22 protein-coding genes are annotated in these 23046 nt (G+C 51.6%); 14 read left to right on the top strand and 8 right to left on the bottom strand.

What is annotated here, in order from left to right; all coding sequences use genetic code 11:
- Positions 1 to 20 precede the first annotated feature (20 nt).
- Positions 21 to 2369: a GumC family protein gene (locus tag ACQ4M4_RS08040; protein ID WP_430683963.1), complete on the top strand. Its 2349-nt coding sequence runs from the start codon at positions 21 to 23 to the stop codon at positions 2367 to 2369.
- A gap of 33 nt (positions 2370 to 2402) precedes the next feature.
- Here the strand turns inward: ACQ4M4_RS08040 and ACQ4M4_RS08035 are convergent, their stop codons facing one another.
- On the bottom strand, positions 2403 to 2768 hold the full coding sequence (locus ACQ4M4_RS08035; RefSeq protein WP_430683962.1) for a VOC family protein: 366 nt from the start codon (positions 2766 to 2768) through the stop codon (positions 2403 to 2405).
- Positions 2769 to 3019: 251 nt separating this feature from the next.
- On the opposite strand from ACQ4M4_RS08035, the gene ACQ4M4_RS08030 reads away from it, so the two are divergent.
- Entirely contained in the window at positions 3020 to 4669 is a 1650-nt protein-coding gene (locus tag ACQ4M4_RS08030) for an ABC1 kinase family protein (protein WP_430683961.1), read from the top strand.
- Here ACQ4M4_RS08030 and ACQ4M4_RS08025 read toward each other — a convergent pair.
- Positions 4666 to 5322, bottom strand: a complete 657-nt coding sequence (locus ACQ4M4_RS08025; RefSeq protein WP_430683960.1) for an acetoacetate decarboxylase family protein — start codon at positions 5320 to 5322, stop codon at positions 4666 to 4668. The two genes, ACQ4M4_RS08030 and ACQ4M4_RS08025, sit on opposite strands and share 4 nt — an antisense overlap.
- A 174-nt stretch (positions 5323 to 5496) precedes the next feature.
- On the bottom strand, positions 5497 to 6891 hold the full coding sequence (gene asnS / locus ACQ4M4_RS08020) for an asparagine--tRNA ligase (protein WP_430683959.1): 1395 nt from the start codon (positions 6889 to 6891) through the stop codon (positions 5497 to 5499).
- A 14-nt stretch (positions 6892 to 6905) separates the two neighbouring features.
- On the opposite strand from asnS, the gene ACQ4M4_RS08015 reads away from it, so the two are divergent.
- The 9 genes from ACQ4M4_RS08015 (at position 6906) to ACQ4M4_RS07975 (ending at position 14388) form a co-directional block, all read left to right on the top strand.
- The gene (locus tag ACQ4M4_RS08015) at positions 6906 to 7088 is read left to right on the top strand and encodes a hypothetical protein (RefSeq protein WP_430683958.1); all 183 of its coding nucleotides are present in this window, start codon (positions 6906 to 6908) and stop codon (positions 7086 to 7088) included.
- Positions 7089 to 7141: 53 nt separating this feature from the next.
- Positions 7142 to 8032: a tRNA (5-methylaminomethyl-2-thiouridine)(34)-methyltransferase MnmD gene (locus ACQ4M4_RS08010; protein ID WP_430683957.1), complete on the top strand. Its 891-nt coding sequence runs from the start codon at positions 7142 to 7144 to the stop codon at positions 8030 to 8032.
- 375 nt (positions 8033 to 8407) lie between these two features.
- Positions 8408 to 9730 (top strand): ATP-binding protein, encoded by a 1323-nt coding sequence (locus ACQ4M4_RS08005; protein WP_430683956.1) that lies wholly within the window; start codon positions 8408 to 8410, stop codon positions 9728 to 9730.
- Between the two features lie 118 nt (positions 9731 to 9848).
- Positions 9849 to 10889 (top strand): histidine kinase dimerization/phospho-acceptor domain-containing protein, encoded by a 1041-nt coding sequence (locus ACQ4M4_RS08000; RefSeq protein ID WP_430683955.1) that lies wholly within the window; start codon positions 9849 to 9851, stop codon positions 10887 to 10889.
- Entirely contained in the window at positions 10858 to 11538 is a 681-nt protein-coding gene (locus ACQ4M4_RS07995; RefSeq protein ID WP_430683954.1) for a response regulator transcription factor, read from the top strand. Before ACQ4M4_RS08000 ends, ACQ4M4_RS07995 begins: the two co-directional genes overlap by 32 nt.
- A gap of 573 nt (positions 11539 to 12111) precedes the next feature.
- Positions 12112 to 12351 (top strand): 2Fe-2S iron-sulfur cluster-binding protein, encoded by a 240-nt coding sequence (locus ACQ4M4_RS07990; protein WP_430683953.1) that lies wholly within the window; start codon positions 12112 to 12114, stop codon positions 12349 to 12351.
- 531 nt (positions 12352 to 12882) lie between these two features.
- Positions 12883 to 13398, top strand: a complete 516-nt coding sequence (gene folK, locus ACQ4M4_RS07985) for a 2-amino-4-hydroxy-6-hydroxymethyldihydropteridine diphosphokinase (protein ID WP_430683952.1) — start codon at positions 12883 to 12885, stop codon at positions 13396 to 13398.
- 28 nt (positions 13399 to 13426) lie between these two features.
- On the top strand, positions 13427 to 13555 hold the full coding sequence (locus ACQ4M4_RS07980; protein WP_430683951.1) for a hypothetical protein: 129 nt from the start codon (positions 13427 to 13429) through the stop codon (positions 13553 to 13555).
- Between the two features lie 314 nt (positions 13556 to 13869).
- On the top strand, positions 13870 to 14388 hold the full coding sequence (locus ACQ4M4_RS07975; RefSeq protein WP_430683950.1) for a hypothetical protein: 519 nt from the start codon (positions 13870 to 13872) through the stop codon (positions 14386 to 14388).
- Positions 14389 to 14720: 332 nt separating this feature from the next.
- Here ACQ4M4_RS07975 and ACQ4M4_RS07970 read toward each other — a convergent pair whose 3' ends face one another.
- Positions 14721 to 15563: an SWIM zinc finger family protein gene (locus ACQ4M4_RS07970; RefSeq protein WP_430683949.1), complete on the bottom strand. Its 843-nt coding sequence runs from the start codon at positions 15561 to 15563 to the stop codon at positions 14721 to 14723.
- A gap of 418 nt (positions 15564 to 15981) precedes the next feature.
- Between ACQ4M4_RS07970 and ACQ4M4_RS07965 the strand changes: the two genes are divergently transcribed.
- Entirely contained in the window at positions 15982 to 16365 is a 384-nt protein-coding gene (locus ACQ4M4_RS07965; protein ID WP_430683948.1) for a DUF760 domain-containing protein, read from the top strand.
- 52 nt (positions 16366 to 16417) lie between these two features.
- On the opposite strand, the gene ACQ4M4_RS07960 is transcribed toward ACQ4M4_RS07965, so the two are convergent.
- Entirely contained in the window at positions 16418 to 17629 is a 1212-nt protein-coding gene (locus ACQ4M4_RS07960; RefSeq protein ID WP_430683947.1) for an HhoA/HhoB/HtrA family serine endopeptidase, read from the bottom strand.
- A 365-nt stretch (positions 17630 to 17994) separates the two neighbouring features.
- On the opposite strand from ACQ4M4_RS07960, the gene ACQ4M4_RS07955 reads away from it, so the two are divergent.
- Entirely contained in the window at positions 17995 to 18921 is a 927-nt protein-coding gene (locus tag ACQ4M4_RS07955; protein ID WP_430683946.1) for a M23 family metallopeptidase, read from the top strand.
- A gap of 42 nt (positions 18922 to 18963) precedes the next feature.
- On the opposite strand, the gene ACQ4M4_RS07950 is transcribed toward ACQ4M4_RS07955, so the two are convergent.
- Positions 18964 to 19146: a hypothetical protein gene (locus tag ACQ4M4_RS07950; RefSeq protein WP_430683945.1), complete on the bottom strand. Its 183-nt coding sequence runs from the start codon at positions 19144 to 19146 to the stop codon at positions 18964 to 18966.
- 227 nt (positions 19147 to 19373) lie between these two features.
- Between ACQ4M4_RS07950 and ACQ4M4_RS07945 the strand changes: the two genes are divergently transcribed.
- Positions 19374 to 19550, top strand: a complete 177-nt coding sequence (locus ACQ4M4_RS07945; protein WP_430683944.1) for a DUF4278 domain-containing protein — start codon at positions 19374 to 19376, stop codon at positions 19548 to 19550.
- A 306-nt stretch (positions 19551 to 19856) separates the two neighbouring features.
- On the opposite strand, the gene ACQ4M4_RS07940 is transcribed toward ACQ4M4_RS07945, so the two are convergent.
- Both ACQ4M4_RS07940 and ACQ4M4_RS07935 read right to left on the bottom strand, forming a co-directional pair.
- Positions 19857 to 20078, bottom strand: a complete 222-nt coding sequence (locus ACQ4M4_RS07940; RefSeq protein WP_430683943.1) for a hypothetical protein — start codon at positions 20076 to 20078, stop codon at positions 19857 to 19859.
- 476 nt (positions 20079 to 20554) lie between these two features.
- Positions 20555 to 22429 (bottom strand): SpoIID/LytB domain-containing protein, encoded by a 1875-nt coding sequence (locus ACQ4M4_RS07935; RefSeq protein WP_430683942.1) that lies wholly within the window; start codon positions 22427 to 22429, stop codon positions 20555 to 20557.
- Between the last annotated feature and the right edge of the window lie 617 nt (positions 22430 to 23046).

The following is a 23046-nucleotide window of genomic DNA, read 5'->3' as shown; positions in this document are numbered from 1 at the left end:
GGTTAGTACACGAGGTTGATATGGAGCAGGAATTTGAGTTGCAGGATGAATCCTTTGAAGAAGTTGAGGAATCACCTAGCACCAAGAAACCCAAGAAAGCATCCCCCATTCTTCCCCTCATTCGCACGGTTCAGCGCAAGTTACCGCTGATCACGGGCATTGCGGGCGTTATGTCGGTGTTGGCTTGGCTAAGTACCGCATCGGACGCACCAACCTATGGTGGTGGATTTCGGTTATTGGTTGAGCCCATCACCTCGGAAGGCAGGATTGCCGAGCCTACGGCCCTGTCGCGGACAGATGGAGGAGTGCCGAGTGAGCAACTGTTTAAGCTGGATTACCCAACTCAGCTGGAAATTTTGCGTAGTCCTCGCGTTCTCAACGAGGTCTACGAAGCCGTTAAAGCCAAGCATCCAGAATTTATCTACCCTGAGCTGGTGAGCGGACTCGTGCTTCAGCGCAGTGGCGGCAAGAGTCGTTCCACAGAAACCAAAATTTTGGATGTGATGTACCAGGGCTACAATCCCGATACGGTACAAACGGTGCTGGATGAGCTGTCCAAGAAATATTTGCGATACAGCTTGGAGGATCGCAAGACTCGCATTAGTGAAGGGGTCAAGTTTATTGAAGACCAACTTCCTACCCTACAAGATCGGGTGGATAAGTTGGAGTCAGAACTGCAAGACCTACAGCAAACCTATGATTTGTTAGATCCGGTTTCTCAAGGGCAGCAGATTTCAGCCCAGTTGTTGCAGGTTACCGATCAGCTGAAATCTACTCAACAAGACCTTCAGGAAACCCGAACGCTGTATGCAACGCTGCAACGACAGCTTCAGCTCAACCCGAGTGAGGCGATCGCCGTTTCATCCCTTAGCCAAGATCCTCGTTATCAACAGTTGCTCAACAGCATGAACGAGATCGAAAGCCAAATTGCGGTTGAGGCGGTGCGGTTTACTGCCGAAAGTCCTACCATGCAGCGGCTGGAGCAGCGCCGCGCCAATTTGAACGACCTGATTATCCAGCGGGCTCAGCAAATTTTAGGTGGAAGCGCCACAGTCAGCTCCAACTCGCAAATTAGCACGGTCCAGGATTCGGTACGCCAGGGCATGATTCAACAGTTGGTGGATGCCGCCAATAAAATGGAAGTGTTGGAAGTGCGGAACCGAATCTTGTCGCAAAACCGAGATATTGTGGAGCGGCAGATCCAGCAGTATCCCATGATCTCGCGGCGCTATAACGAGTTGCAGCGCCAGCTGGGTATTGCGACCCGCACGCTTGATCAGCTGTTGAGTCAGCGAGAGTCGCTCCGCGTTGCCGCTGCACAAAACCAGGTGCCGTGGGAGTTGGTATCCGAGCCTCGCATTCCTCGCGATCCTGCGGGCAATCCCATTCCCGACCCGGTCAGCTCGCGGAAGAAACTGATGGTGGGGGTTATGGCAGGGGTCATGATGGGGGCTGGAGCAGCGATTCTACTAGAGAAGCTGCAAGACATCTTCCACGAAGCAAACGATGTTAAAGATTTGATTCCTGCGCCGATGTTGGGTAGCATTCCCCGCTATCTCTCTGGCGATCCGTCTGTTGGGTTTCTGATGGGCACTCAAGCAAATGCCAAAGGGGCTGAACTAGACCCCGAGGCGTTTGGCTTTCAGGATGCGTTTAATTCGCTGTATGCCAATTTACGATTTTTGGTGCAGTCTGCATCGGTGCGATCGCTCGTCATTTGTTCGCCCCTAGCCGACGATGGCAAAACCACCGTTGCGCTAAATCTTGCAGAAACGGCTGCCGGCACCGGACAGCGAGTGCTCTTGGTAGATGCCAACTTCCGCACTCCCGAACTGCACACCAAGCTGGGACTGAAAAACATCAGCGGATTTGCAGACTTGCTGCAAAAAACAGCTCCACTTTCCAATCTCGTGCAGAGTGTTGCTGGAGCCGAAAACTTGCACATCCTCACGGCTGGACATGTGAAACCGGGCACCACGCGCCTGCTTGCATCGCCCTATCTGCGTCGCACCATGGAGAGTATGCAAGAAGCCTACGACTTGGTGATTTACGATTCACCGAGTTTGCAAAGCGCCATTGATGCAAACTTTTTGGCGGCGGCCACAGATGGAATTTTGATGGTTGTTGCACTACGACAAACCAGCCGAGCCAAAACCAAGCAGAGCTTGAAAAAGCTGGAAGAGTACAACATCTCGATTGTGGGCTCGATCGCCAACCAAGTTAAAACCAAAGCGGCCAAAGTGCGCGATCGCTGGGACAGCTCAGATGGAGAGGAAGAGGTGGATTTGGCCTACGAAGGTGTGTTGTATCCGCAGCCCGCTATGGGCTTTGTAGAAGCGCAGCCCACGCTGGCCCAAAATGCTGAGTAATTTGGCGATAGGGTGCATTGAGCGATCGCCCCATTATGTAGGTTCGCTCAGCTCTATCACGTTACCGTCGGGATCTTGCACAAATAGGGCAGCACGTCCCGATGCGCTCACTTGCACGGCATAACCGTGGGCTTGCAAATGATCTCTGGCAGCAGCCACACTATCCACTGCGATCGCCAAATGAGCATTGCGCCCCCACTTTGCTGCATTTTGCAACGCGATTTCCACACCTTCATCTTGAATGAGATGAATTTGCACTGCGCCAACTTGGTACCAAATGCCTGGGAACTTGAGCGATCGCTCAACCTTGGGGAGGCCCAACACCGTGCCGTAAAAGTGCGCCGCCTTCTCCAAATCGGATACCAGTAAAGCCGTGTGGAGATACTGTGCCAATTGCATACCATCTGTCTCCTGTTTGGATATCTCTATCCTATCCAGTTCAGGGAGATGTTCTAGATCGGTAGTGATTGGCAACAATCTAGTTCGGGACTAAGGCAAGCCCTCGCAATTTTGACGATGCCCCCGATAGTCTGACCTGGAATTCATACATCCGCTGGCAGCCATGAGCGAAAGCGTGCCAACCGTTCTCAACCCCAAAATTGGCCACAAACAGTAGGCTAGAGGTAACCCCATTGCCTTCCTAAAACCTCATGCTGTCTCGATTTGTTCAAACGGGTTCCCGCCAGGGCGAAATTGCCGAAGTTGTGCTGCGCCACGGCTGGGACTATATGCGTCGGCTACTCACGGGCGGCAAAACCGACGAACCAGCCCTCCCCACTCCGGCTGTGTTGCGCAACATTTTGGTTGATCTCGGCCCGGTATTCGTCAAATTGGGACAATTGCTCAGCACTCGCCCCGACCTGCTACCCCCTGAGTACATTGCCACACTCAGCACCCTACAAGCCGAAGTGCCCCCCGTTGACTGGGGCGAAATTGAGAGCATGCTTCGTCAGCAGCTACCACTGCCGCTCAACGATGTTTTTGCCCATATCGATCCCAAGCCCGTTGCCGCTGGCTCCATTGCCCAAACCCATCGGGCCACCCTCAAAGATGGCCGTGAAGTCGCGCTGAAGGTCCAACGTCCCGGATTGGACAGTATTGTGGAACGAGACATCAGCCTGATTCGGGTGATTGCCAATCTGGTTGCCCAAACCGATTTTGGCAAAGTGTACGACGTGGTCACGCTGGCCGATGAGTTTATTCAAGCGCTGCGAGCCGAGCTGCAATTTACCAAAGAGGGGCAATACACCGACCAACTGCGTACTAATTTATCTACCAGCAAGTGGTTTGATCCCGAAAAAGTAATGATTCCCCAGGTGATTTGGGAATTGACCACGGATGATTTGCTGGTGCTGGAATGGCTAGATGGAGGGCTATTGCTGGCAGCACCGTTTGTTGCCGAGCGATCGGGCACAGCGCATCTCAAGCGCAAAGAGGTTGCCGATTTGCTGCTGCGAGCGTTTTTTCAACAGGTGTGTTTGGATGGCTTTTTCCATGCCGATCCACATCCAGGCAATTTATTCTATCTCAAAGATGGGCGGGTGGCCTTGTTGGACTGTGGCATGGTGGGGCGGCTTGACCCGCTGACACAAGAAATTTTGCTGGAGCTCATTTTGGCAATCGTGAGCCGCGATGCGCAGCGCTGTGCACAGCTCACGCTAAAACTTTCTCCCTCGGATGAGCGCATCAGTCTGGTGCGGCTGGAGAATGACTATGAACGGCTGCTGCGCCAATACTACAGCGTGAGCTTGGCAGAGCTGAACTTTAGTCAACTCTTTTACGAAGTACTGCAAGCAGCGCGGAAAAATCGGATTCGGGTCCCTGGCAACTTGGGATTATGTGCCAAGGCGATCGCCAATTTAGAAGGAGTCGCTCACACGATCGATCCCGAATTCAACTTTCCGGAGCAAATTCGCCCGCTCATGACCGACTTGTTCCGGCAGCAACTGTTGGGAGATGCACCCATGCCTGCGTTTTTTCGCACCATGCTGGATGTCAAAAACCTGACGCTGCAATCGCCCCGCCAAATTGAGCTATTGCTCGATCGCGTCACCTCCGAAACGCTGCAATGGAATCTCAGCATCCGTGAGCTGGAGGGAACTCGTCGCACCATCGACAGTAGCGCCAATCGACTGTCTTTCAGCGTTGTGGTGGGGTCACTCATCATTGGTGCAGCCATCATTTCGTCGCGTACGCAAACCGGGCAGGTGATCTGGCTCAGCGATGCTCTATTTGCCGTGGCGAGTTTTTTGGGATTGTGGCTGGCGGTGAGCATTTTGCGCAGCGGTCGCTTGCGCTAGCGCCTGCCTGCCAGTTCCAACGGCTCACTCATCACGACGGGAGCTTTGACCGTCAGCACCAGTTCGGTGCAATGAAAGGCCATCCCCACCGGGCTAGGGTTCAGCAGAGCAATGGGGCTTGTAGGTGGAATTTCCACCTTAGCCCCGACTAAGTGAAGTTGACCATGCTCTGTTGCACTGAACTGAAGTAACCGCGACACCTGTTGGCTAAAGGCAGACATGGATAGCGCTTGCGGCAAGCCAGGCAGTTCCCAATCGCAAGTGAGTTGGCAGAGGCGATCGCTCCCCTGACTCACCACAACCGAGGTACGCGCTCCCACCTGCCAGTCAAACTGGGCCAGCTCTTTGGGCAATCCCCAAATGTCGCGCCCCCCCGCCACCGAATCGGGATGATCCACATAAATGTGTGAAATCCATGCGCCAATGTTGGCTCCTTTACGCACAAACGCACTCACCACAATCAGCTCGTTGTACTGCAAAACGGAGCCTTGCGTGTAGGACGCAAAGTAAATGCCGCCCAGCGTTTTTCCTGGAATGGGAGACACAATCTCCAACTCTGACGGAATACCAGCACGAACGCGATCGCCATCAAACAGTTGAATCGTTTGAAATGCATGACCCTGAAGCAACCAGGGAGCTTGCGGATACGGCATGGATATAGCCTCACGAATCCTTTCAATCCCTATTTGAAGGCATTCTCATCCCATTTCAATCAACCATTGTGCTTAAAATCCTGGTTTGACACGGGTGGGATATGGGTTCAATTGGCGCAGGATTTCTCCGCACTTATCGAAACCCCATTCCCTGGAAACCGCTCCAATTTTGAACTAGAATTCGGCACTTTGGGGTGTACGCGGGAACGGAATCACATCGCGAATGTTTTGCATGCCGGTCATAAACTGCACCAAGCGCTCAAACCCAAGCCCAAAGCCAGCATGGGGCACCGTGCCAAAGCGGCGCAAGTCCAAATACCACCACATCGACTCGGCTGGAATGTGAAAGTCAGCCATCCGCTGCTCTAATAAGTCCAAGCGCTCTTCACGCTGGGAACCGCCAATGATTTCGCCAATTCGAGGGGCTAGCACATCCATGGCGCGAACCGTTTTGCCGTCGTCATTTTGGCGCATGTAAAAGGCTTTGATTTCTTTGGGATAATCAGTAACAATCACTGGCTTTTTGAACAAGTCTTCGGCCAGGTAGCGCTCATGTTCCGATTGCAGATCGAGTCCCCAGGACACCGGAAACTCGAAGGTTTTGTCGGCTTTTTCTAACAGGGCGATCGCATCGGTGTAGGTAATGCGCTCAAACTCATTATTAATAATGTTGTCTGCCGTTTCCAAAACCGTATTATCAATCCGCTGGTTAAAGAACTCCATATCCTCGGGACAGGTTTCCAGCACGTACTTAAACACGTATTTTAGAAACGATTCCGCCAGTTCCATGTTGCCATCCAGCGCACAAAACGCCATCTCCGGCTCAATCATCCAAAACTCAGCCAAGTGACGCGACGTATTGGAGTTTTCGGCACGAAACGTGGGGCCAAAGGTGTAGACATTGGTAAACGCCATCGCCATAATTTCGGCTTCGAGCTGGCCGCTCACTGTTAAAAAGGCGCGTTTGCCAAAAAAGTCCTGGGCAAAGTCCACCTCGCCCGATTTGGTGCGCGGCGGTGTGTCCAAATTCATACTGGTCACCGTGAACAGTTCGCCCGCCCCTTCGGCATCGCTCGCGGTAATGAGCGGGGTATGCACCCACAAAAAGTTGCGCTCTTGAAAGAAGTTATGCACGGCAGTTGCGCACGCATTGCGCACCCGAAATACAGACCCCAACGTATTGGTACGAGGGCGCAAGTGAGCTATGGAGCGCAAAAATTCGAACGAGTGCCGCTTTTTCTGCAACGGGTACGTCTCAGCATCCGCTTCTCCAAAAACCGTGATGGACTCCGCCTTGAGCTCAATCCGCTGGCCCTTGGCAGGCGACTCGACCAACGTGCCCGACAGCTCCACCGAAGCACCGGTATTCACCCGCTTCAGCGCATCGGCATAACCCGGCACATCCTGGCTGACCACCGCCTGCAAGCCCGCCAACGAGGAGCCATCGTTCACTTCTACAAAGCTAAATTCTTTTTGGTCGCGCTTGGTGCGAACCCAGCCTTGAATGGTAACGGTTTCGCCGGGTTGCCCGTTGCGCAGCAGGTCGAGGATGCGTCGAGTGGTGGCCATGAAGGTTGTATGCAATGAAAGATCAACAAACGGCAAGATGGAGAGATGCGATCGCCCCCAAGGGATGGCTCTGTTTTACCCCAACGGGCAAAACACTGCTGCATTTGAGTGTAGCAAGGTCTTGGCTGTGCGATCGCGCCCCAATGTCAGGACTTACGCAGGTGAATGGATTTTTGTATGAAGTGCATAGGTCCTAAATGTTTTAGATTGGGAATTCGACTGTTTTGTGTAGAGCCGTTTGGGAACGTGCATGAGTGAGGTCAAAACCTGGATTCCCCAGCCAACCAGTGACGGTTCATTTACCTTTTTTTCGGATGAATTTGGCGAAGCATTTCACAGTAGCCAGGGGGCTAAAGAGGAGGCGTTTCTCAAGTTTGCGACGGCAACTCGGCTGGTGGAGCGATCGCACCATCCTCGTATTGCCTTGCTGGATGTGTGTTATGGACTGGGCTACAACACCGCCGCCGCTTTGGAAACTATTTGGGCAGCTCATCCCCAATGCCACGTCACCGTCTACGGCCTGGAACGAGATGCCAGCGTGCCAGTGGCAGCGACCCAACCTCCCGTGGTGCAAAGCTGGTCGCCACAGGTACAAACCATTTTGACCGAACTTGCGATCGCCCATCGCTGCACCACCCCAACCCTAGATGCCACCCTGCTAATTGGCGATGCTCGGCAGACCATCCAAACGGTCATTCAGTATCACTTCCAGGCCGATGCCATCTTTTTCGATCCGTTTTCGCCCCGTCGCTGTCCTCAACTTTGGACAGTCGAATTCTTTAAGAAAGTGGGCCAATGCCTTGCCCCATCCGGTATTTTGGCCACCTATTCGCGTTCAGCTTCGGTGCGGGCTGCCATGCTGGAGGCTGGCTTCACCATTGGCACCATTCCCATGGAGGCAACCGCCAACCTCCCATCCCATGAGTGGGCGCAAGGCACCGTCGCCAGCCGAACTGAACTGAGCTTGCCGCCCCTCTCTCCTATGGAGCAAGAACATTTGCAAACGCGAGCCGCAATTCCCTACCGCGATCCCACGTTGAGTGATGATGCGGACGCAATTTTGGCTCGGCAGCTGCACGAACAGCAGGGCTGCCAACGCGAATCGACCTCAAGCTGGCGACGACGCTGGAGCATTCAATAACCGTGCGATCGCCCCTAAACCATCTGGAATCGCAGACTGACTCACTCCACAAATTGGATTGGGAGAATAGACCCCATGTAGCTATTTGCGAACAACCAGCAGATTTGGTACGGTCATAGCTACAATTTATTTTTGTCAATCGAAGTAAGTTACCAAGGTCAGTCCCTTTCAGTTGTTCAGTGATCAGGTTCTGGATAAACGGACTTCAGGTTTCATCACTTCCAGAAGTCGTAATTTCCGGCCCAGCCGCTCCTCCATTTGCTGCATTTTCTTTGGGCGATTTCTTTGGGCGATCGCATCTTGGCATCCTTCATGCACCGAATCCGTTCATGGTTCGTCTTTCCATCAGCGCTACAGTCATTCATTTCTAGCGTTATGACCTCACCGATTGATCATGAAGTTCATTCAGATCGCATTCACAAAGGATGGCAGCAAGCTCAACGTGCGATCGAAATTTTGGCATCGCTGAGCTATCGTGAAGGCAACTTAAGCCAATATCTAAGAGACATTGCAACAGGAGTAGGAGAACTGTTGCAGTTGCCTGGAACGGTTGTCACCCTTCGACAACAAGAGCCAGGGGTCGTGATGGCTCACAGCGGCAACGAACTGTTCGATGGCAACCTCGTATCTTTGCATGGCACCCTCACAGAAACCGTTACCAACACCAAGCAAACGCTCGTGGTTGAAGATGCCCGATTACACCCAGAGTATGGAACGCTGCCCCCTGGCTATATTGCCTACTTGGGTGTTCCCCTAAAAACGGTACAAGGCCAGGTTTTAGGCACGATTTGCTCATTCTGCGAAAATTCACGATCGTTCTACCCAGAAGACGTTCGTATGGTGGAGCTGTTTGCTGAGCGTGCTGCCACCGCCATCGACAATTACTACCTGTATCAACAGCAGCGGCAGTTTACCGAGCGCCTAGAGGCAGAAGTAGCGCGCAGAACTCAAGAGTTAAAGGCTGCCCAGGAAAGGCTCATTCATCAGGAGCGGCTGGCAGCGATTGGCGAGTTTGCCTCCATGATTGTGCACGAAATTCGCAATCCCGTCACAACAATGACCCTTGGGCTTCAGCATTTTCAAAAAACAAGTACCGCTGCTGCTGATCAAGATCGGGCTATGTTGGCACTAGAAGAAGCCCATCGGTTGCAAAATCTGCTGCATGAAATTTTGCTGTTTGCCAAACCCCAAATCCCTCAGCTGGTGCCGCTCGACTTTACAGCATTTGTGTGTGAAGAGATTCCTTTTCTACAAATGATGCCCGAGGCCAGCGGACGGCACATTGTCTGGCATGGCGAAACAACCCCAACACGGGTGCTGGGCGATCGCGACAAATTAAAACAGGTTCTCATTAATCTTGTGAAAAATGCCTGCGAGGCGATCGCCCCTGGTGAAAGCGTGCGCTGTAGCATTGCAATTGAGCCAGCCGCTCCTGCTGCGATCGCGGCCCGCCATACCCCCACAGCCTATGTGCAACTCAAAGTTCACAATGGCGGTATTCCCATCCCCACCGAGCTATTGCCCAAACTCACCCAACCATTTTGCTCTACCAAAACAGGCGGAACCGGCTTAGGGCTGGCGATCGTAAAACGGATTATTGACGCCCACGGTGGCATCCTCCACATTCACACCGACCCCGCAGGAACCCAAGTCCAGGTTGGCCTACCCCAATTGATTCAGGACTCGACGCATTCGTGATTGCTCAACATTCTCTCTTCATACAAACCTCCATAAAGTTGAGGCATCCTCTCAGGCTTTTCTCAGCATTCCCTGTTAGCGTAGCGGTATTGAAAATTATCAACACACCAGCTTTCGAATGTTGCCACCTTTGGCCAAGCTCAAATATCGAACCCAGAGTTGGCTAGATGCTAGTCAGCAAATGCCGCTGCGGTTACAACTCACGCTGGGAATTCTGGCCATTATCGTGCCAGGAATGGTGGGATATGGTTGGTTGGTTCGGCGCGCCATGGCGCAGATGATGGTAAAAAGCTGCGAGCAGAGCATGGAGTTGGTTGCCACTCAGTTTGCCAAAGATGTGCAGGTGGACAATTCAGACTTACTCACTCCTACCCTGTTGCAGCAAACCATTAATAAATGGTCATCAGATACGCTGTGGATGTGGATTAAATATCCCCAACAGGGCATGATGGCGCACTCCGTCGAGCTAGAGTCCATCCCAACATCCGTCATGAGTGAGTGGGTAGATATGGAGCTGCCCATGGCCGAGCCCCAAGCCTACTATGTCGATAACCGTCGGTTATTGGTGATGGGCCATACTTTGGAGCTGCAAGATGGCACGATGGGGCAACTGTTTTTGGTGCAAGACACCACAGAGATGATGATGCTCTCCGATCGGGCTCGATATGCATTGGGCCTCACCACTCTAATTGTGTTACCGGGTTTGGTAGGGGTAGCCGTGATGACGGTACGGCGATCGCTCAAACCTATCCGCCAACTGCAATCGCTGGCCCAAGCCCCAACGGCCACAACTCCTCCCATTCGTCCTGAAGAGCTGCCTGAAGAACTGCGCGAACTGGTACTGTCTTACAACCATTTGTGCGAGCAGGTCTCTAAAACGGGAGAATGGCAGCGCGAATTTACCAACCAGGTATCGCACGATTTACGCACTCCGCTCACGTTGGTTTATGGCTATTTACAAAGCGTGCTACGCCGGGGCGATAACCTTACCCCAGCCCAACACGAAGCTTTGGCGATCGCCCAATCCGAGGCGGAGTACATCATTCATATGCTGCAAACCATCTTGAATGACGCTCGTGCTGAAGCGATCGCGACCTCTTCCCCATCCTCCGATCAGCCCCCCTCCCATGACTCAAACTCCTCACATTCTGCTCATTGAAGACGAAACCAAACTTGCCCGCTTTATTGAACTAGAGCTAACTGCCGAAGGGTATCACACCAGTGTTGCCCACGACGGCCTCACAGGCTTATCCCTTGCACGCTCGTCCATGCCCGATTTGCTCGTGCTCGATTGGATGCTACCTGGCATGACGGGAGTTGATTTGTGCAGGCGATTGCGTGCCACGGGCATCAAGGTTCCTGTGATTTTGCTCACCGCTCGGGATGATGTGAGCGATCGCGTGAGCGGACTGGATGCGGGAGCCGATGACTACGTTGTGAAACCGTTTAGCATTGAAGAGCTGTTGGCTCGCGTGCGTGCCCACCTACGACGCAACCAAGAAGCCAACCTCGATATGTTGGAGTATGAAGACCTTAGCCTGAACCGCAACACCCGCCAAGTGTTTCGCAATGGTCGCCCCATCGAGCTGACGGCTAAAGAATTTGACCTATTGGAATACCTGCTCAGCCATCCGCGCCAAGTCATCACCCGTGACCAAATTTTGGAAAAGGTGTGGGGCTACGATTTTATGGGCGACTCCAACATCATCGAAGTCTATATCCGCTACTTGCGTCTCAAGCTAGAAGCCAATCAAGAAAAACGGCTCATTCATACCATTCGCAGCGTTGGCTATGTGCTACGCAGCTAGCGATCGCCCTACGCCCTCAACGTCTGGCAGCATCTCGTTCTGGTACTCACCTCCAACCAAAAAATAGGAGACAACGATTTCCCGTCAATTTGGGATAAGCCAAAGCACTCTTGTTTGCCTACGCATTAGGCACACAGGAGTGCTTCGTTTTTCTAAAGGTTGCGCGCCATGCAAGCCTTAGAAAAACCTAAACCAAATCAGAACAAACACAAAAATAAGCGCTCATTTCAACAATGACGCGCTTATTATCCCTAACCCTTTCGGTGCAACGTACCCGTTTATCCTTGAGTTACTCAGTTGTGCTGTCACCAAATCTAAATGAGCAAGCAGCTCTTCACTTTAGATTTGGGAAGTTTAACGCTAGCATTGAAGGTGAAACCTAACGCGTAGCATTGCTGTGTAAGCACGTACTCTGCTTAACTCATCAGCATAGTATCACTCCCATTTTTAGCCAGGCTGATGGCATATCCAAAGCAAATTTATTAGGATTAGCAAGGATTTTCGGCCCTGTTCTGCTTCAGAAATATCCCCAACTGCGCGAGACTAAGTTCAGGAATTTTTCAGAATCTTGTTATGAGTGTTCACATTCGCTTTTTGCCCGATGATGTTCTGATAGAAGCCCAAGTAGGCGAGCCAATCCTAGCCGTAGCCAAACGAGCGGGAGTCTCAATTCCTACGGGTTGCCTGATGGGGTCTTGCCATGCCTGCGAAGTCGAACTGGGCAATGGAGATACCATTTGTGCCTGTATTAGTGCCGTTCCTCCTAGCGAATCGGAAGTCACCATCAACTTGTTCTTTGATCCAACTTGGTAGAAATTTACTGATTCGTCGTCAAATTCCAGTAGAAATCAACCATTGATACTGGTGCATATTCCTGCATAGATCTTTTCGAGGATAGATCTTTTCGAGGATCGAATAGAGGCTCGGAATTTTAGAAAATCCTGAAACAGCTAGGAAATCCTGAAATAGCATTAAGTGCTTTTGGTTGGCCTCGTTCGGCTGAGCAATCGACTAGGCTCACGCAGCCTTATGCCACAGCAGCATCTTTCTCGCTCATGGTGTGTGTGTTCGAATGACAGAACGAGAGTATTTCCTCTCATCAAAACCTTGCACGAGCCGGTTCGTTCGAGCATCCGCCGAAGCACCCCGCACTAAATCCCCTATCCTAGACCGTGACTCCATTGCGCAACTGATTGCGCGATTATTCTCGATACGGAATTGCCATCTTCTTAAAAACGCCAAAGTTGAGCGTATGCTATTCGCACATGAGCGCTGAGATGGCTTAGCTGAGATGGCTTAGTTGTACAACAGCCAATTTTCAACACTGTATAGAAGATTTTTCCAGTGACAATACCAAATTCCAACACACAGCATCACGCAGCGATCGCACTGGGTAGCAATTTGGGCAACTCTGCCGATATTTTGCGCGCTGCGATCGCCGCATTAAACAACACAGCTGGCATCACCGTCATCGCCTATTCCCAGTTTTATGAAACCGCGGCTGTTGGGCCTCCACAGCCGGACTATATCAATGCAGCAGCCCTCCTCAAAACAACCTTGACCCCGTTTCAACTTCTGGAGCATTTGCTAGCCATTGAGGCCAATTTTGGCCGGGTTCGTCGTGAACGCTGGGGGCCACGGTTACTAGACTTGGATTTACTCCTCTTTGATCAGCTTGTATTGGATACACCTCATCTGTTAATTCCGCATCCCCGAATGAATGAGCGTGCCTTTGTGCTGGTTCCGCTCAGCGAAATTGCAGGCGATTGGATTGACCCCATTACTGGAAAAGCGATCGCAGCCATGGTACAAGCCGTCGATACATCCGAAGTTAGGCTTAGGGCCGATCTGTCTCAATAGCAAGCAGGATACTCGCAGCCATGGTGCAATGAAGAACTATCTGATCCAGCAAACATCGCCTCAATATTTTCAAAGCGATCGCTTTTGCATCACACCAGATATCGCACAGCACCCCAATGCAACCATCAATTCAACTGCCATGTTGGGTGCCGAATGACACGTGAGAAGGCCAAGCCTAACAGAAAACCAAGCCCTTCCTAGAACCCAAAATCGACATCATTTCCACCACGAGACAGAGGCAATCCAAGACCTTTTCTGAACCCAAGCATGATAGATCGAAGAATCTGATCGGATTGACATTCAATAAAAGACAGATAAATGTTTGACATTAAGAAATTTACGCTATAAGTGATTCATAGATGGGAATACTAATTCCATTGTATGAAAGGTCTATTCAAACATTCAGGCCGAATAGATTCAGACCAAATAGATGATGAATAATCTATCCGCTAAACATAAAGGAGCGAATTCATGACAGGTGGCAGACGGCGATCGCCCTCATCAACAGCAGTAACAAAAGATTCAATCGAGCAAGCAGCAGAATTCTTAAAAGATCTGCCTGAGAAGCCCAAAGAATTGTGGTCATTGCGCGAAGCCATCGATCAGTTGCAAGACACCATCAAATCAGCCCTCGATCGCGGCTATAGCCACGAAGAAGTATCGGCAATGTTGACCGAGCAAGGTATTAAAATCAGCCCTTCTTCGTTGAAGTCTTACTTAGCTGCTACCAATCGAGAAAAATCTGCTGGCGGCACCACGCGCAAGCGTCGCACTCGGGGTGGCCAAGCTCTGCCCCTTGAGGCAGTTGCTCAATCCTTAGATAACGCATCCAAAGCCGAGGCAGCCCCCCCCGCACCTGCCAAAACAGGGCGCACCCGTGGCCCTCGTTCTACCACTGCCGCTAAGACAAAAACCGCTGCCTCGCGCGCAAAGAAAACAACAGCAACCACCGCAACCCCTCGCACTCGCCGCAAGAAAGCAGACTCTTAAGCGCGATGTTTTCTTTGCTGTAATCCGTGGCGTTTTACTGTTGCCTCACGTTAGGCACATCATCGCCAGTGCAAAGGCCCATTTTTCATGCACCAACTTGGTGCATGAAAAATGGGCCTTTGGTTTCCTCTTGGCAAGTATGACGAAGGAAGAATCTTTATCTCAATGGATACGTTAATTCTTACAGGATTGACGAAGTTGAGTGATGTTTGGGGCGCTTAGTGCCCCAAACATCACTCAACCCCCCTGGTTTTTCGGATGACGTGCGTAAGTCCTATCTTAGAAATGGATAGCGCAACAATCCAACAATAAAGGCATCATTTGCGTGTGGCTTATGAGGAGGATGAATTGGCTCCAGCCGTCATCGCAGATATGACGGCCGCTTGATTCGCCACACCATAAATGGTTCTGAGATAATCCATGACCATTTGGGGAGATAGGGTTGATGCAGTTCCAACTACATCACTATGGAGTGGCATTGGCCCTAATATGTCCAATACTGTTTCTGTATTGGTTGATGGCGCAATCACCACCAGGGATGGATCAATTTGCTGGTCATATCGCCAGAAGTTTGCCAAATCGATCGCCCCAGAGTCTTGAGCTATCGCCTTCGTTGCAGCTGCATCTTGGGACTCGGTGTGTGCACTACGCAATCGTCGTAGTTCTCCAATTACCTGTTCTTTAGTCCGACCCCGCAGCTGAAAGAGCACAAACGGATCTTCACTAAAGCGATCGCCCAGCACATAGTACACCGCACCAATATGCTTGCATGGATTCGCTTGGTCAGGACAACTGCACTTGCTGTGAATATCAAATTTTGTAAAAGGAAACAGGCTTAACCCATTATTGGTAAACACCTGTTCAATATTCGTGGGCATTTCACCCGACAACAGCTTTGCAGAAAAAATTGCCCGCTGAGACAACGACTCAATCACATACTGCCATTGCTCATCGGTAAATGGATCAAGACTTAAGCTCACCCGATAGGGTTCCGGTGCTGTTCCCTGAACGCGAGCAACAACCTTCGCCCCCCGAAACTCCAGACTAAGCACATGCCCTTCGCGTGCATAGTTGCGTGCCCGAGCCAACCGCCGAACCCAGCCAAACGACTCCAGAACATCAACCCATCGCTGTGCCCACCATTCCCGGCCCGATTGAGCATCGTAATTGGTCATCGCTTTTAAACAACCATTCAAATCAAACAACCACAGGACTTACGCAGTTAAATGATGTTGGAAGTGCTGAGCGCTTCAAACATCATCCACCCCCCTGGTTTTTCGGATGACGTGCGTAAGTCCTGAACCATTCAAGCCAAACAGGGGTTTCAAAACTCAGAATTGGCCCTCTAATTGGCTCGCTCCAAGTTTTAACAGACGCCAAGTCAGCGCCAAATTAGCGCCAACTTTCAGCACTCTCATGCATGTAAGCCTACACATAAGCTTAGCCGACTGCATCTTCTTTTTTTAAGAACCTGTTTTAGGCTACTGTGATCCAACCAGGCTGGTTTGTGAATTTCACCTCAACCCATGGGAATACTCGCTACAGTGTGGGAGATAGATGTAAAAATGAGTTTAAATACTGTAGGGATCAATCATGATCTTTAATCCTGACGGCTCTGACTTCTTTACAGGCCATACAGAAGATAAAGAAACGAACCAGTTGCTGAAGTACCTCCAGCATCAATCGCCCGAAATGATGGCCAAGGTGGCTCGCTCTGTCAGCCCAGAGATTAAAGACATCATTTCTCAGAATGTGCAGGGTTTAGTTGGCATGTTGCCATCTGGGGCATTCAACGCCCAAATCACCACCGATCGCGACAATTTGGCAGGTTTACTGGCTTCTGCCATGATGACGGGCTACTTCTTGCGGCGGATGGAGCAGCGCATGGAGCTAGAAACTAGCTTGACAGGAATTTCGCCGCTTCACCACGAGACCCCCTTCCCAAGCGATCGCGACAACGACGAATCCTTGGATTAAAGCACCGCATTGCTACCCCTTCAGCATGGGGGTTAGATCCAAATTCACGGGCTCACCGCTGCTGTGATTGAGTTGGAAACGTGCCGGGACGAACTTCCACCTGGCGCACAACTCCATTGCGATTCACTTCAATGGGGAGCGGCTGGCCAATTTCGCTTTCTTCCACCTGCTCTTGAACATTAATCGAGGAAACCACCGACTCGCCATTGACTCGCAAAATTACATCTCCAGGGCGCAGTCCGGCTTGAGCGGCTGGAGTTTGGGGCAGCACATCCAAAATCAACACCCCTTCTTCTAGCTCTACCTTGCTTGCTAACGAGCCTTCTTCATTGACTTCTTTAGCAATGTCTGGGGTAAGATCCACCATTTGAATACCCAGATAAGGATGATCGACGGTGCCAGTCGCAAAGAGCTGGTCAGCAATACGCTGGGCTGTGCGAATGGGAATGGCGAAGCCTAATCCTTGAGCATTGGCACGAATGGCTGTGTTGATGCCAATCACTTCTCCCTGATCATTGAGAAGAGGCCCGCCCGAGTTTCCAGGATTGATCGCGGCATCGGTTTGAATAAACCGCACTCGGCGATCGCCTACTCCAACCTGATTGCTGGGTCGGCCAGTTGCACTAATGATGCCAGCAGTGACTGTATTATCTAGCCCCAAAGGACTACCAATAGCGATCGCCCATTGCCCCGGTTTTAACGTATCCGAGTCGCCCAAACTCACAACAGGCAAGTCTTGCGAGTCAATTTTGATAGCGGCAACATCCGTTACTAGGTCAACGCCCACAACTCGACCTTCAAAGGTGCGTCCATCCTTCAGCGTGACCTGAACTTGGGTAGCCCCTTCCACCACATGGGCATTCGTAATCACTTGACCATCTGCCCCAACAATAAATCCCGAGCCACTCCCCTGCCGAAATCGTTCAGGGGGAAAGCCATCTTCAAAAAAGCCAGGAAACTGAAAATTATCCTGTGCTGAGGCATTGGGCCGCCGCGACACCTCTAGCCGAACAACGGCAGGCCCCACTCGATTCACGGCCTGCACAATAAAATTGGGAGCCACCGGTGTTGAATTGACGATCGTGTTGGCCGATCGCACTGTCCCCAAAGAACTAGGCAAAAGCTGTAACCGAGTTGGTGAGGCTGTTGCATGAGGTGACGGCCATGCAGAAACAAAGTACCGCTTACCTGCCCAGCCAGCCACAATCCCAGCCGTTAATAAAAGAGCGTAGGCAGTGGCTTGCTTGGTCGAAATTCCTGACATGGCGCTGCTAGCTAAAGATCGAAACTTGGAGATTAAAACCTGGAGGTTGCAAAGGACGGTGCTTCACGCGATCGCTCTCATAGGTTTCTGTCAATACATGCTTTTGGTGAGCTGCTCATCAGCTGAACTTCAATTGATATCGATTGAACGGGTGAAAACAGCGGGCAAAAGCAAACCCATTTTGATTCTGACACGGTTTTTTGACCTGACATGTAATGCAAGGCATGAATTTAGAGTAAATAGAGCGATCGCACGCCACATTCACCACAACAAGTCGTCGTATATTTCATCATGAGTTTAAGACGCATACGTTAAGTTAGGTGCCAACAATGAGACCTCCTCAGCATTTACAGTACCGTCCACCCATGGCAGCACTTCATCGTGCAGGGTGGATGCTGGGTGCTGCCCTAACAGCACTAGGGCTTGCCCCTGGCTTTGCCACCGCCCAAACGCTGTCCTCCCCGGCAACCCCATCTTCCATACAGATGGCCCAAGCCAATACCGAGCTGTGTGAGGCTCCAGCCCTGTCGCGCTTGCAGCGGCATCGGATTGCCCCCGGCGAAACATTGGTCAGCTTGGCGCAGCAGTATAACCTGATTCCTGCAACGCTGATGGGCTTCAATGCAAACCTGCGGAGCGGCAACGCCCCCGTTGGGGCCGAAATTGTTGTACCTCCGTACAACGGTGTACAGGTGAATGTGCCATCGGGCAGCTCTTGGTCTAGCATTGCCGAGTCCTATGGCGTACGAGCCGACGTATTGTTTGAAATTAACGGCTGCCAGCCCCCCTCAACCACGGTTTTCATTCCGGGGGTGAACTGGTCGCCCAATGGCATTACTCGCGGTGGCACCACAACCGCCGCCGCTTCATCGCTGGGTGGCTATCCCCTCTCCACTACTTCGGCGACGGTCACGTTGGGCTACGGTTGGCAGGTTGACCCAGGTTCTGGCCAGGTCATTTTTCATAGTGGAGTGGACTTGCAAGCCAATGCGGGAGATGCCGTTTTGGCAGCGGGCAGCGGCACCGTTGCATTTGTGGGACAGCAGGGTGCCTATGGCAACTTGATTGTGATTAACCATGCGCAGGGCTTGCAAACTCGCTATGCCCAGCTACAAAGCACCAGCGTGACGGCGGGGCAAACCGTTCGAGCGGGCGATCGCATTGGCACCGTGGGCAGCAGCGGCAGTGCTACCGCTCCCCACCTGCATTTTGAAGTGCGATCCAATTCTGACCTGGGCTGGGTTGCCCAAAACCCCGGCGATTATTTTCGCGGCATGGAAATTGGGCGATAACGGTGTTTCCCAAAAACACCTGAGTTGGAGCACCCAGCGACTCTATTGCAACAGCGCGATCGCCATCCAGGAATCAGAATTCAACAATGTGCAATTTGGAGCAGCAGTTTGGCTATGCTCAACCCATCCAGAAAGCATAACCGCACAGATGAATGTTGGCTGCTTGGCGATCGCTTCCAATGCTTGGCCTACAGCCCCAACCTGGAAAGGTGCGCACTTAGTCATCTATCCCAGGCCGTAATCTTTGGGGCAGCAGCTTAGCGAATTTGGCCTATCGCAAGGCGTAAATTGTCAAATTTTGTACATATCTTGTTGACAGCGCAAAATTAAACCGTAACAATAGATACAGAATTAAAGCCGTTTTCGATCTGGTCTAGCAATTACTCTTGAGCTAACGACTGGGTTAGTTACTACGCTTCATGAATCTTTTAGTTTTTGAGTAAGAGGCAATTATGGAACTCCACTACCGCGGTGCAAGTTACGAAGCTCCCAACAACGGGGTTGACTTCGTTGAAGGCCCAATCATTGGCCAATATCGTGGCGCAAAACTCCACGAGCACAATGTTCGCAACATTCCCGCCCAACAGCACAAACCCCGCATGAAATATCGCGGCGCTTGGGTGAACTGAGCACGTTAGAAATTGGTGAAGAGGCGCGATCGCCATAATATCTTGCACTCCAGGTTCCAAGTTCTCCCACTCGCAACCAGAGAAAAAAGACTGAGCGATCGCCCCTACTCTCATCATTTGTCTATGATGTGCGATCGCGATTTATGCCGCAGCATACCCGCTTACCAACGAGCCTGGATTGAAGCACGCTTCAATTTGATGTCAGTCTAGGCAATCACTAAAGTTGTTCTTTGTCGATATAGCGAACTCAAAAACTCCACCTAGGATGGCCTCGGTGGAGTTTTTTTGGGCGATCGTGGGTCGGTACTATTTTTCTAAAGCGCACTGAGGAAACCGCCCCAGGTTATACGCTTCGACAATCGCATTGCGGCATTCCAGCAAACTGGCTCCTGTCCGATACGATAAGTCTCGAAGATTAATGACGGGATGGATGGACTGCGGAGCTTCTAAATACATCTCGTAAGCCACCTCAAGAATTTTGGTGTTGAGCATTAACGGCTTAACGGTTGCTTCCAGCAGATTAAACATAAGTACCTAGCCAAAAGTGCGTATTAATGATGAAACTATCTCAGTTTTGCGCTAGGTTTTCCTCGGTCTTTAGGTAAATTTTCGAGTTCTCTCAAGGTAGAAATGATGAGGAAATCGCTCGCTTTGTGAATGGCGATCGCATCTTTTGCACAAGAGCCGCGATCGCTTCAAACACCTGATTTATAAGCTTTTCAGCCACTCAACCAGACAATGCAGTCGCTTCGTTTGAGTGTCTAGCCATCGCAACTTGAATATCTCAACCAAGCGTCCACAGTCCCCAATTTGGCTCAAATACGCAACACCGCAACGCCCCTGTAGAGCCATTGCGGTGTTGCCAAGTGATGCAGTTTTTTGAACCCAACTCGAATATGTATAGCGATGGCCAGTTTGATTAGGACATTTTTGGGGAATGGCTTTGCCATTCCCCAAAAATGTCCTTGTCCCAACTAAGCTGGCGACAGCTATAGACCAGGAAACTAAGGCAAGCTCGTGGCATTGGTGAGCACCTGATCCGGATCGCGCCACAGAACCAGGCGATCCGTCAAGGGTTGTAGCCGCGTTCCAGGATAATAAAACTCCAAAATGCGGCTGGCCGACCAGTTGAGGCGTCCCAAGTTGTAAGCTCCGGTTTGGCTCATGCCTACTGCGTGTCCTAAACCACCACCCACAAAGGCATACCCCTTGAGAACGGTTTGAGTTTGGGCAGCGGGCGAGGGAGTTGGGGTAATTGGCTCTGTGGAACTGGGGGTTCCCGTTGGGCTTTCGGCTGATGTGGGAGGATTGATAGCTGGTGGAGCCGCAATTGTTTCAAACATGGGCTCCATGTAAAACAGCAAGCTGCGAGGTGGAATCAGCGCCCGCAGAATTTCATCCTTTTCTAAAATGACCGTTCCCACGTCGGTTTGCACGGCAACTTTTTGCACCCGACCACTATTCGCCCGCTCCAGCACCTCCATTTGGCGAATACTCGTCATCCGCGCTAAGGGATGCTGTTGACCTTGCAGATATTGCTTTAAGCCAGCTGCAATTTCGGCCAGGGTGCCTTCTCGCCGCCAGCGAAATGTATCCCATCCCACTTCGTTAAAGCCAGCCGTTAGGGCAATGAACGAACGGAAGTTGCGCTCATCGGACAGAGGAAACTGATTGAGATCCCAAACACTTTGTACCGAGTCAACCCGAGGCCGCAGATATGGGCGATCGGCTCCGTTCCATACATCGGAAAACGAGGCCGTGACGCCTCCGGTTGTTGACGAGTACAGCGCATCAATGAGTTCGTTGCCGTAGGTGAGCACCTGACCTTGGGTTGCAGCGATCGCCCGATCGGTAATTTCTGCAGCTCCCGACAATCCCTTGTACACCTGGCATTGAGTATCGGCACAGAGCTGGTAGTTATCGATTTCAAATCGACGCAAGTTGCGCAAGGCATAGGTGCGCGCCAAAATTGCCTGCGCTTGGATTGCCGTCGGTGGTGCCTGTAGGCCAATCTCGTGGGGCACCACACCTCGCAAGTAGGTTTCGATGGGAACATCGTTTACCAGGGTGTAGTTGCCATAGGCATTGGGCTGAATTCGCAGGCTTCCGCCAAAAAGCTGACGCGTTTGGGGGCTGGTGCCCTGGTTCACATAAATTCGATTGGTGCCTGCGGCGATAGAGAACTGATCGCGGGTGTATCGAAAGTTGTTGATGACAAAGGAGGCTTTGGGCGATTCGCGCTCAACTCGGCTTTGCAAAAAGGCTCCACGCGACCCCTGAGCTTCCAAATTACGCATGAGCAAACGCCGTACCAACGGGTTGCTGTAGGTGTCACGCTTGGCCCACACTTGCCACTGCCGGGGCTGGGCAATTTCTACCTCAATGCCGCGCGATCGCCATTGTTTGGCGCTATCTTCTGCACTTTCAAAGCTGCGATGCGTACTGAGCACCACCCGCTCTCGCACCTGTGGCTCTGGCAAGGGTTGCACCACCACATCCACCTTGATGGGGCCTGTTGTTGTGATGGTTTCTGTTTGGCCTCCCGTTTCAAACGTAATCGACAGGCGATCGCCCGACGGAGGCTCAAGGGTGAGCGTACTTTGGTCTGGTTGCTCACCAAACCGCTGCACAATGCCCACCTTAATGGTGGGATTTTGAGGAGCAGGCTGCGCTGCGGGGGCCTGCTGAGACGCCTGAGCCGATGCAGCAGGCAAAGACGGCTCTGCCGCCAAAGGCGCAGGGTTTGCCGGTTGCGCAGAAGATGCCTTGGGCAACGTTGGAACGGTTTGCGCGGCCACCGGAGTTGAGGCAGCACCGAGCAGCCAACCCAAGGCCAATACCGTACCCGTCCACAGCCCAACGCGAGAGGATCTCACCATGCCAAACTGAGCCATTGTGTTGTTATCTGTGCAGATCGTTGATTTTGTAGGCATTATCAGCCAACCCAATGCGAATCGATGTGAACGTTCAGATGCAAGGTTGATATTGAAGGTTTTGTTAGCACGTTCATTTCTAGCACACGCCACCCTGAAACCACTTCCCTTAAGAACCTGGATGGATGGGTGCACTCACATCCATCCAGGCCACCGTGACTACGTACGCATCTCTCTGGCAAACGCCCCAGGCAGTTTTGAAACTCGCTGAATAACCATTTAGAAATCAGCTGTTTCAATATCCTGTTTCAATGTCCTGACTGCTAATTCTACAAGGGTTTTCGCGGAATGGATTGCTGGGTCATCGCCCAAATTTTGAACCCAGATTCATGAGGTGGTCCATTCCCACCAAATCAGGCGATCGCCCCAAAAACCAGAGCAGAATCTCAGCTCCTTCAGCGATATCACCAACGGGCTTGTTCCTACAGCACCTAGCTTCCGTTTTCATAGGTTTAAACGATGGCTCAATTCTTTCAACATTTCGCCTTTAAAGCAGGACTTACGCAAGCCCACTAGATCTGATGTGTTGGTGTTGTGGGTAGGGTGCGAAGCACCCTACCCAC

The sequence above is a fragment of the Leptolyngbya sp. AN02str genome, from assembly GCF_050565595.1.
In the GTDB taxonomy this organism is placed as follows: domain Bacteria; phylum Cyanobacteriota; class Cyanobacteriia; order Elainellales; family Elainellaceae; genus Kaiparowitsia.
The sequence above is the reverse complement of the archived record's forward strand: the minus strand, read 5'-3'. Positions and strand labels throughout refer to the sequence as shown.

Coding starts and splice junctions, on each gene's coding strand:
- ACQ4M4_RS07960 (WP_430683947.1), bottom strand. CDS start 17,629: ATGTCAGGAATTTCGACCAAGCAAGCCACTGCCTACGCTCTTTTATTA.
- ACQ4M4_RS07995 (WP_430683954.1), top strand. CDS start 10,858: ATGACTCAAACTCCTCACATTCTGCTCATTGAAGACGAAACCAAACTT.
- ACQ4M4_RS07950 (WP_430683945.1), bottom strand. CDS start 19,146: ATGACTAAGTGCGCACCTTTCCAGGTTGGGGCTGTAGGCCAAGCATTG.
- ACQ4M4_RS07975 (WP_430683950.1), top strand. CDS start 13,870: ATGACAGGTGGCAGACGGCGATCGCCCTCATCAACAGCAGTAACAAAA.
- ACQ4M4_RS08015 (WP_430683958.1), top strand. CDS start 6,906: ATGAAAGATCAACAAACGGCAAGATGGAGAGATGCGATCGCCCCCAAG.
- ACQ4M4_RS08030 (WP_430683961.1), top strand. CDS start 3,020: ATGCTGTCTCGATTTGTTCAAACGGGTTCCCGCCAGGGCGAAATTGCC.
- ACQ4M4_RS08040 (WP_430683963.1), top strand. CDS start 21: ATGGAGCAGGAATTTGAGTTGCAGGATGAATCCTTTGAAGAAGTTGAG.
- ACQ4M4_RS08000 (WP_430683955.1), top strand. CDS start 9,849: ATGTTGCCACCTTTGGCCAAGCTCAAATATCGAACCCAGAGTTGGCTA.
- ACQ4M4_RS07965 (WP_430683948.1), top strand. CDS start 15,982: ATGATCTTTAATCCTGACGGCTCTGACTTCTTTACAGGCCATACAGAA.
- ACQ4M4_RS07955 (WP_430683946.1), top strand. CDS start 17,995: ATGGCAGCACTTCATCGTGCAGGGTGGATGCTGGGTGCTGCCCTAACA.
- ACQ4M4_RS07940 (WP_430683943.1), bottom strand. CDS start 20,078: ATGTTTAATCTGCTGGAAGCAACCGTTAAGCCGTTAATGCTCAACACC.
- ACQ4M4_RS07970 (WP_430683949.1), bottom strand. CDS start 15,563: ATGACCAATTACGATGCTCAATCGGGCCGGGAATGGTGGGCACAGCGA.
- ACQ4M4_RS08005 (WP_430683956.1), top strand. CDS start 8,408: ATGACCTCACCGATTGATCATGAAGTTCATTCAGATCGCATTCACAAA.
- ACQ4M4_RS08025 (WP_430683960.1), bottom strand. CDS start 5,322: ATGCCGTATCCGCAAGCTCCCTGGTTGCTTCAGGGTCATGCATTTCAA.
- ACQ4M4_RS08010 (WP_430683957.1), top strand. CDS start 7,142: ATGAGTGAGGTCAAAACCTGGATTCCCCAGCCAACCAGTGACGGTTCA.
- ACQ4M4_RS08035 (WP_430683962.1), bottom strand. CDS start 2,768: ATGCAATTGGCACAGTATCTCCACACGGCTTTACTGGTATCCGATTTG.
- ACQ4M4_RS07935 (WP_430683942.1), bottom strand. CDS start 22,429: ATGGTGAGATCCTCTCGCGTTGGGCTGTGGACGGGTACGGTATTGGCC.
- ACQ4M4_RS07980 (WP_430683951.1), top strand. CDS start 13,427: ATGAAGAACTATCTGATCCAGCAAACATCGCCTCAATATTTTCAAAGC.
- ACQ4M4_RS07990 (WP_430683953.1), top strand. CDS start 12,112: ATGAGTGTTCACATTCGCTTTTTGCCCGATGATGTTCTGATAGAAGCC.
- ACQ4M4_RS07945 (WP_430683944.1), top strand. CDS start 19,374: ATGGAACTCCACTACCGCGGTGCAAGTTACGAAGCTCCCAACAACGGG.
- asnS (WP_430683959.1), bottom strand. CDS start 6,891: ATGGCCACCACTCGACGCATCCTCGACCTGCTGCGCAACGGGCAACCC.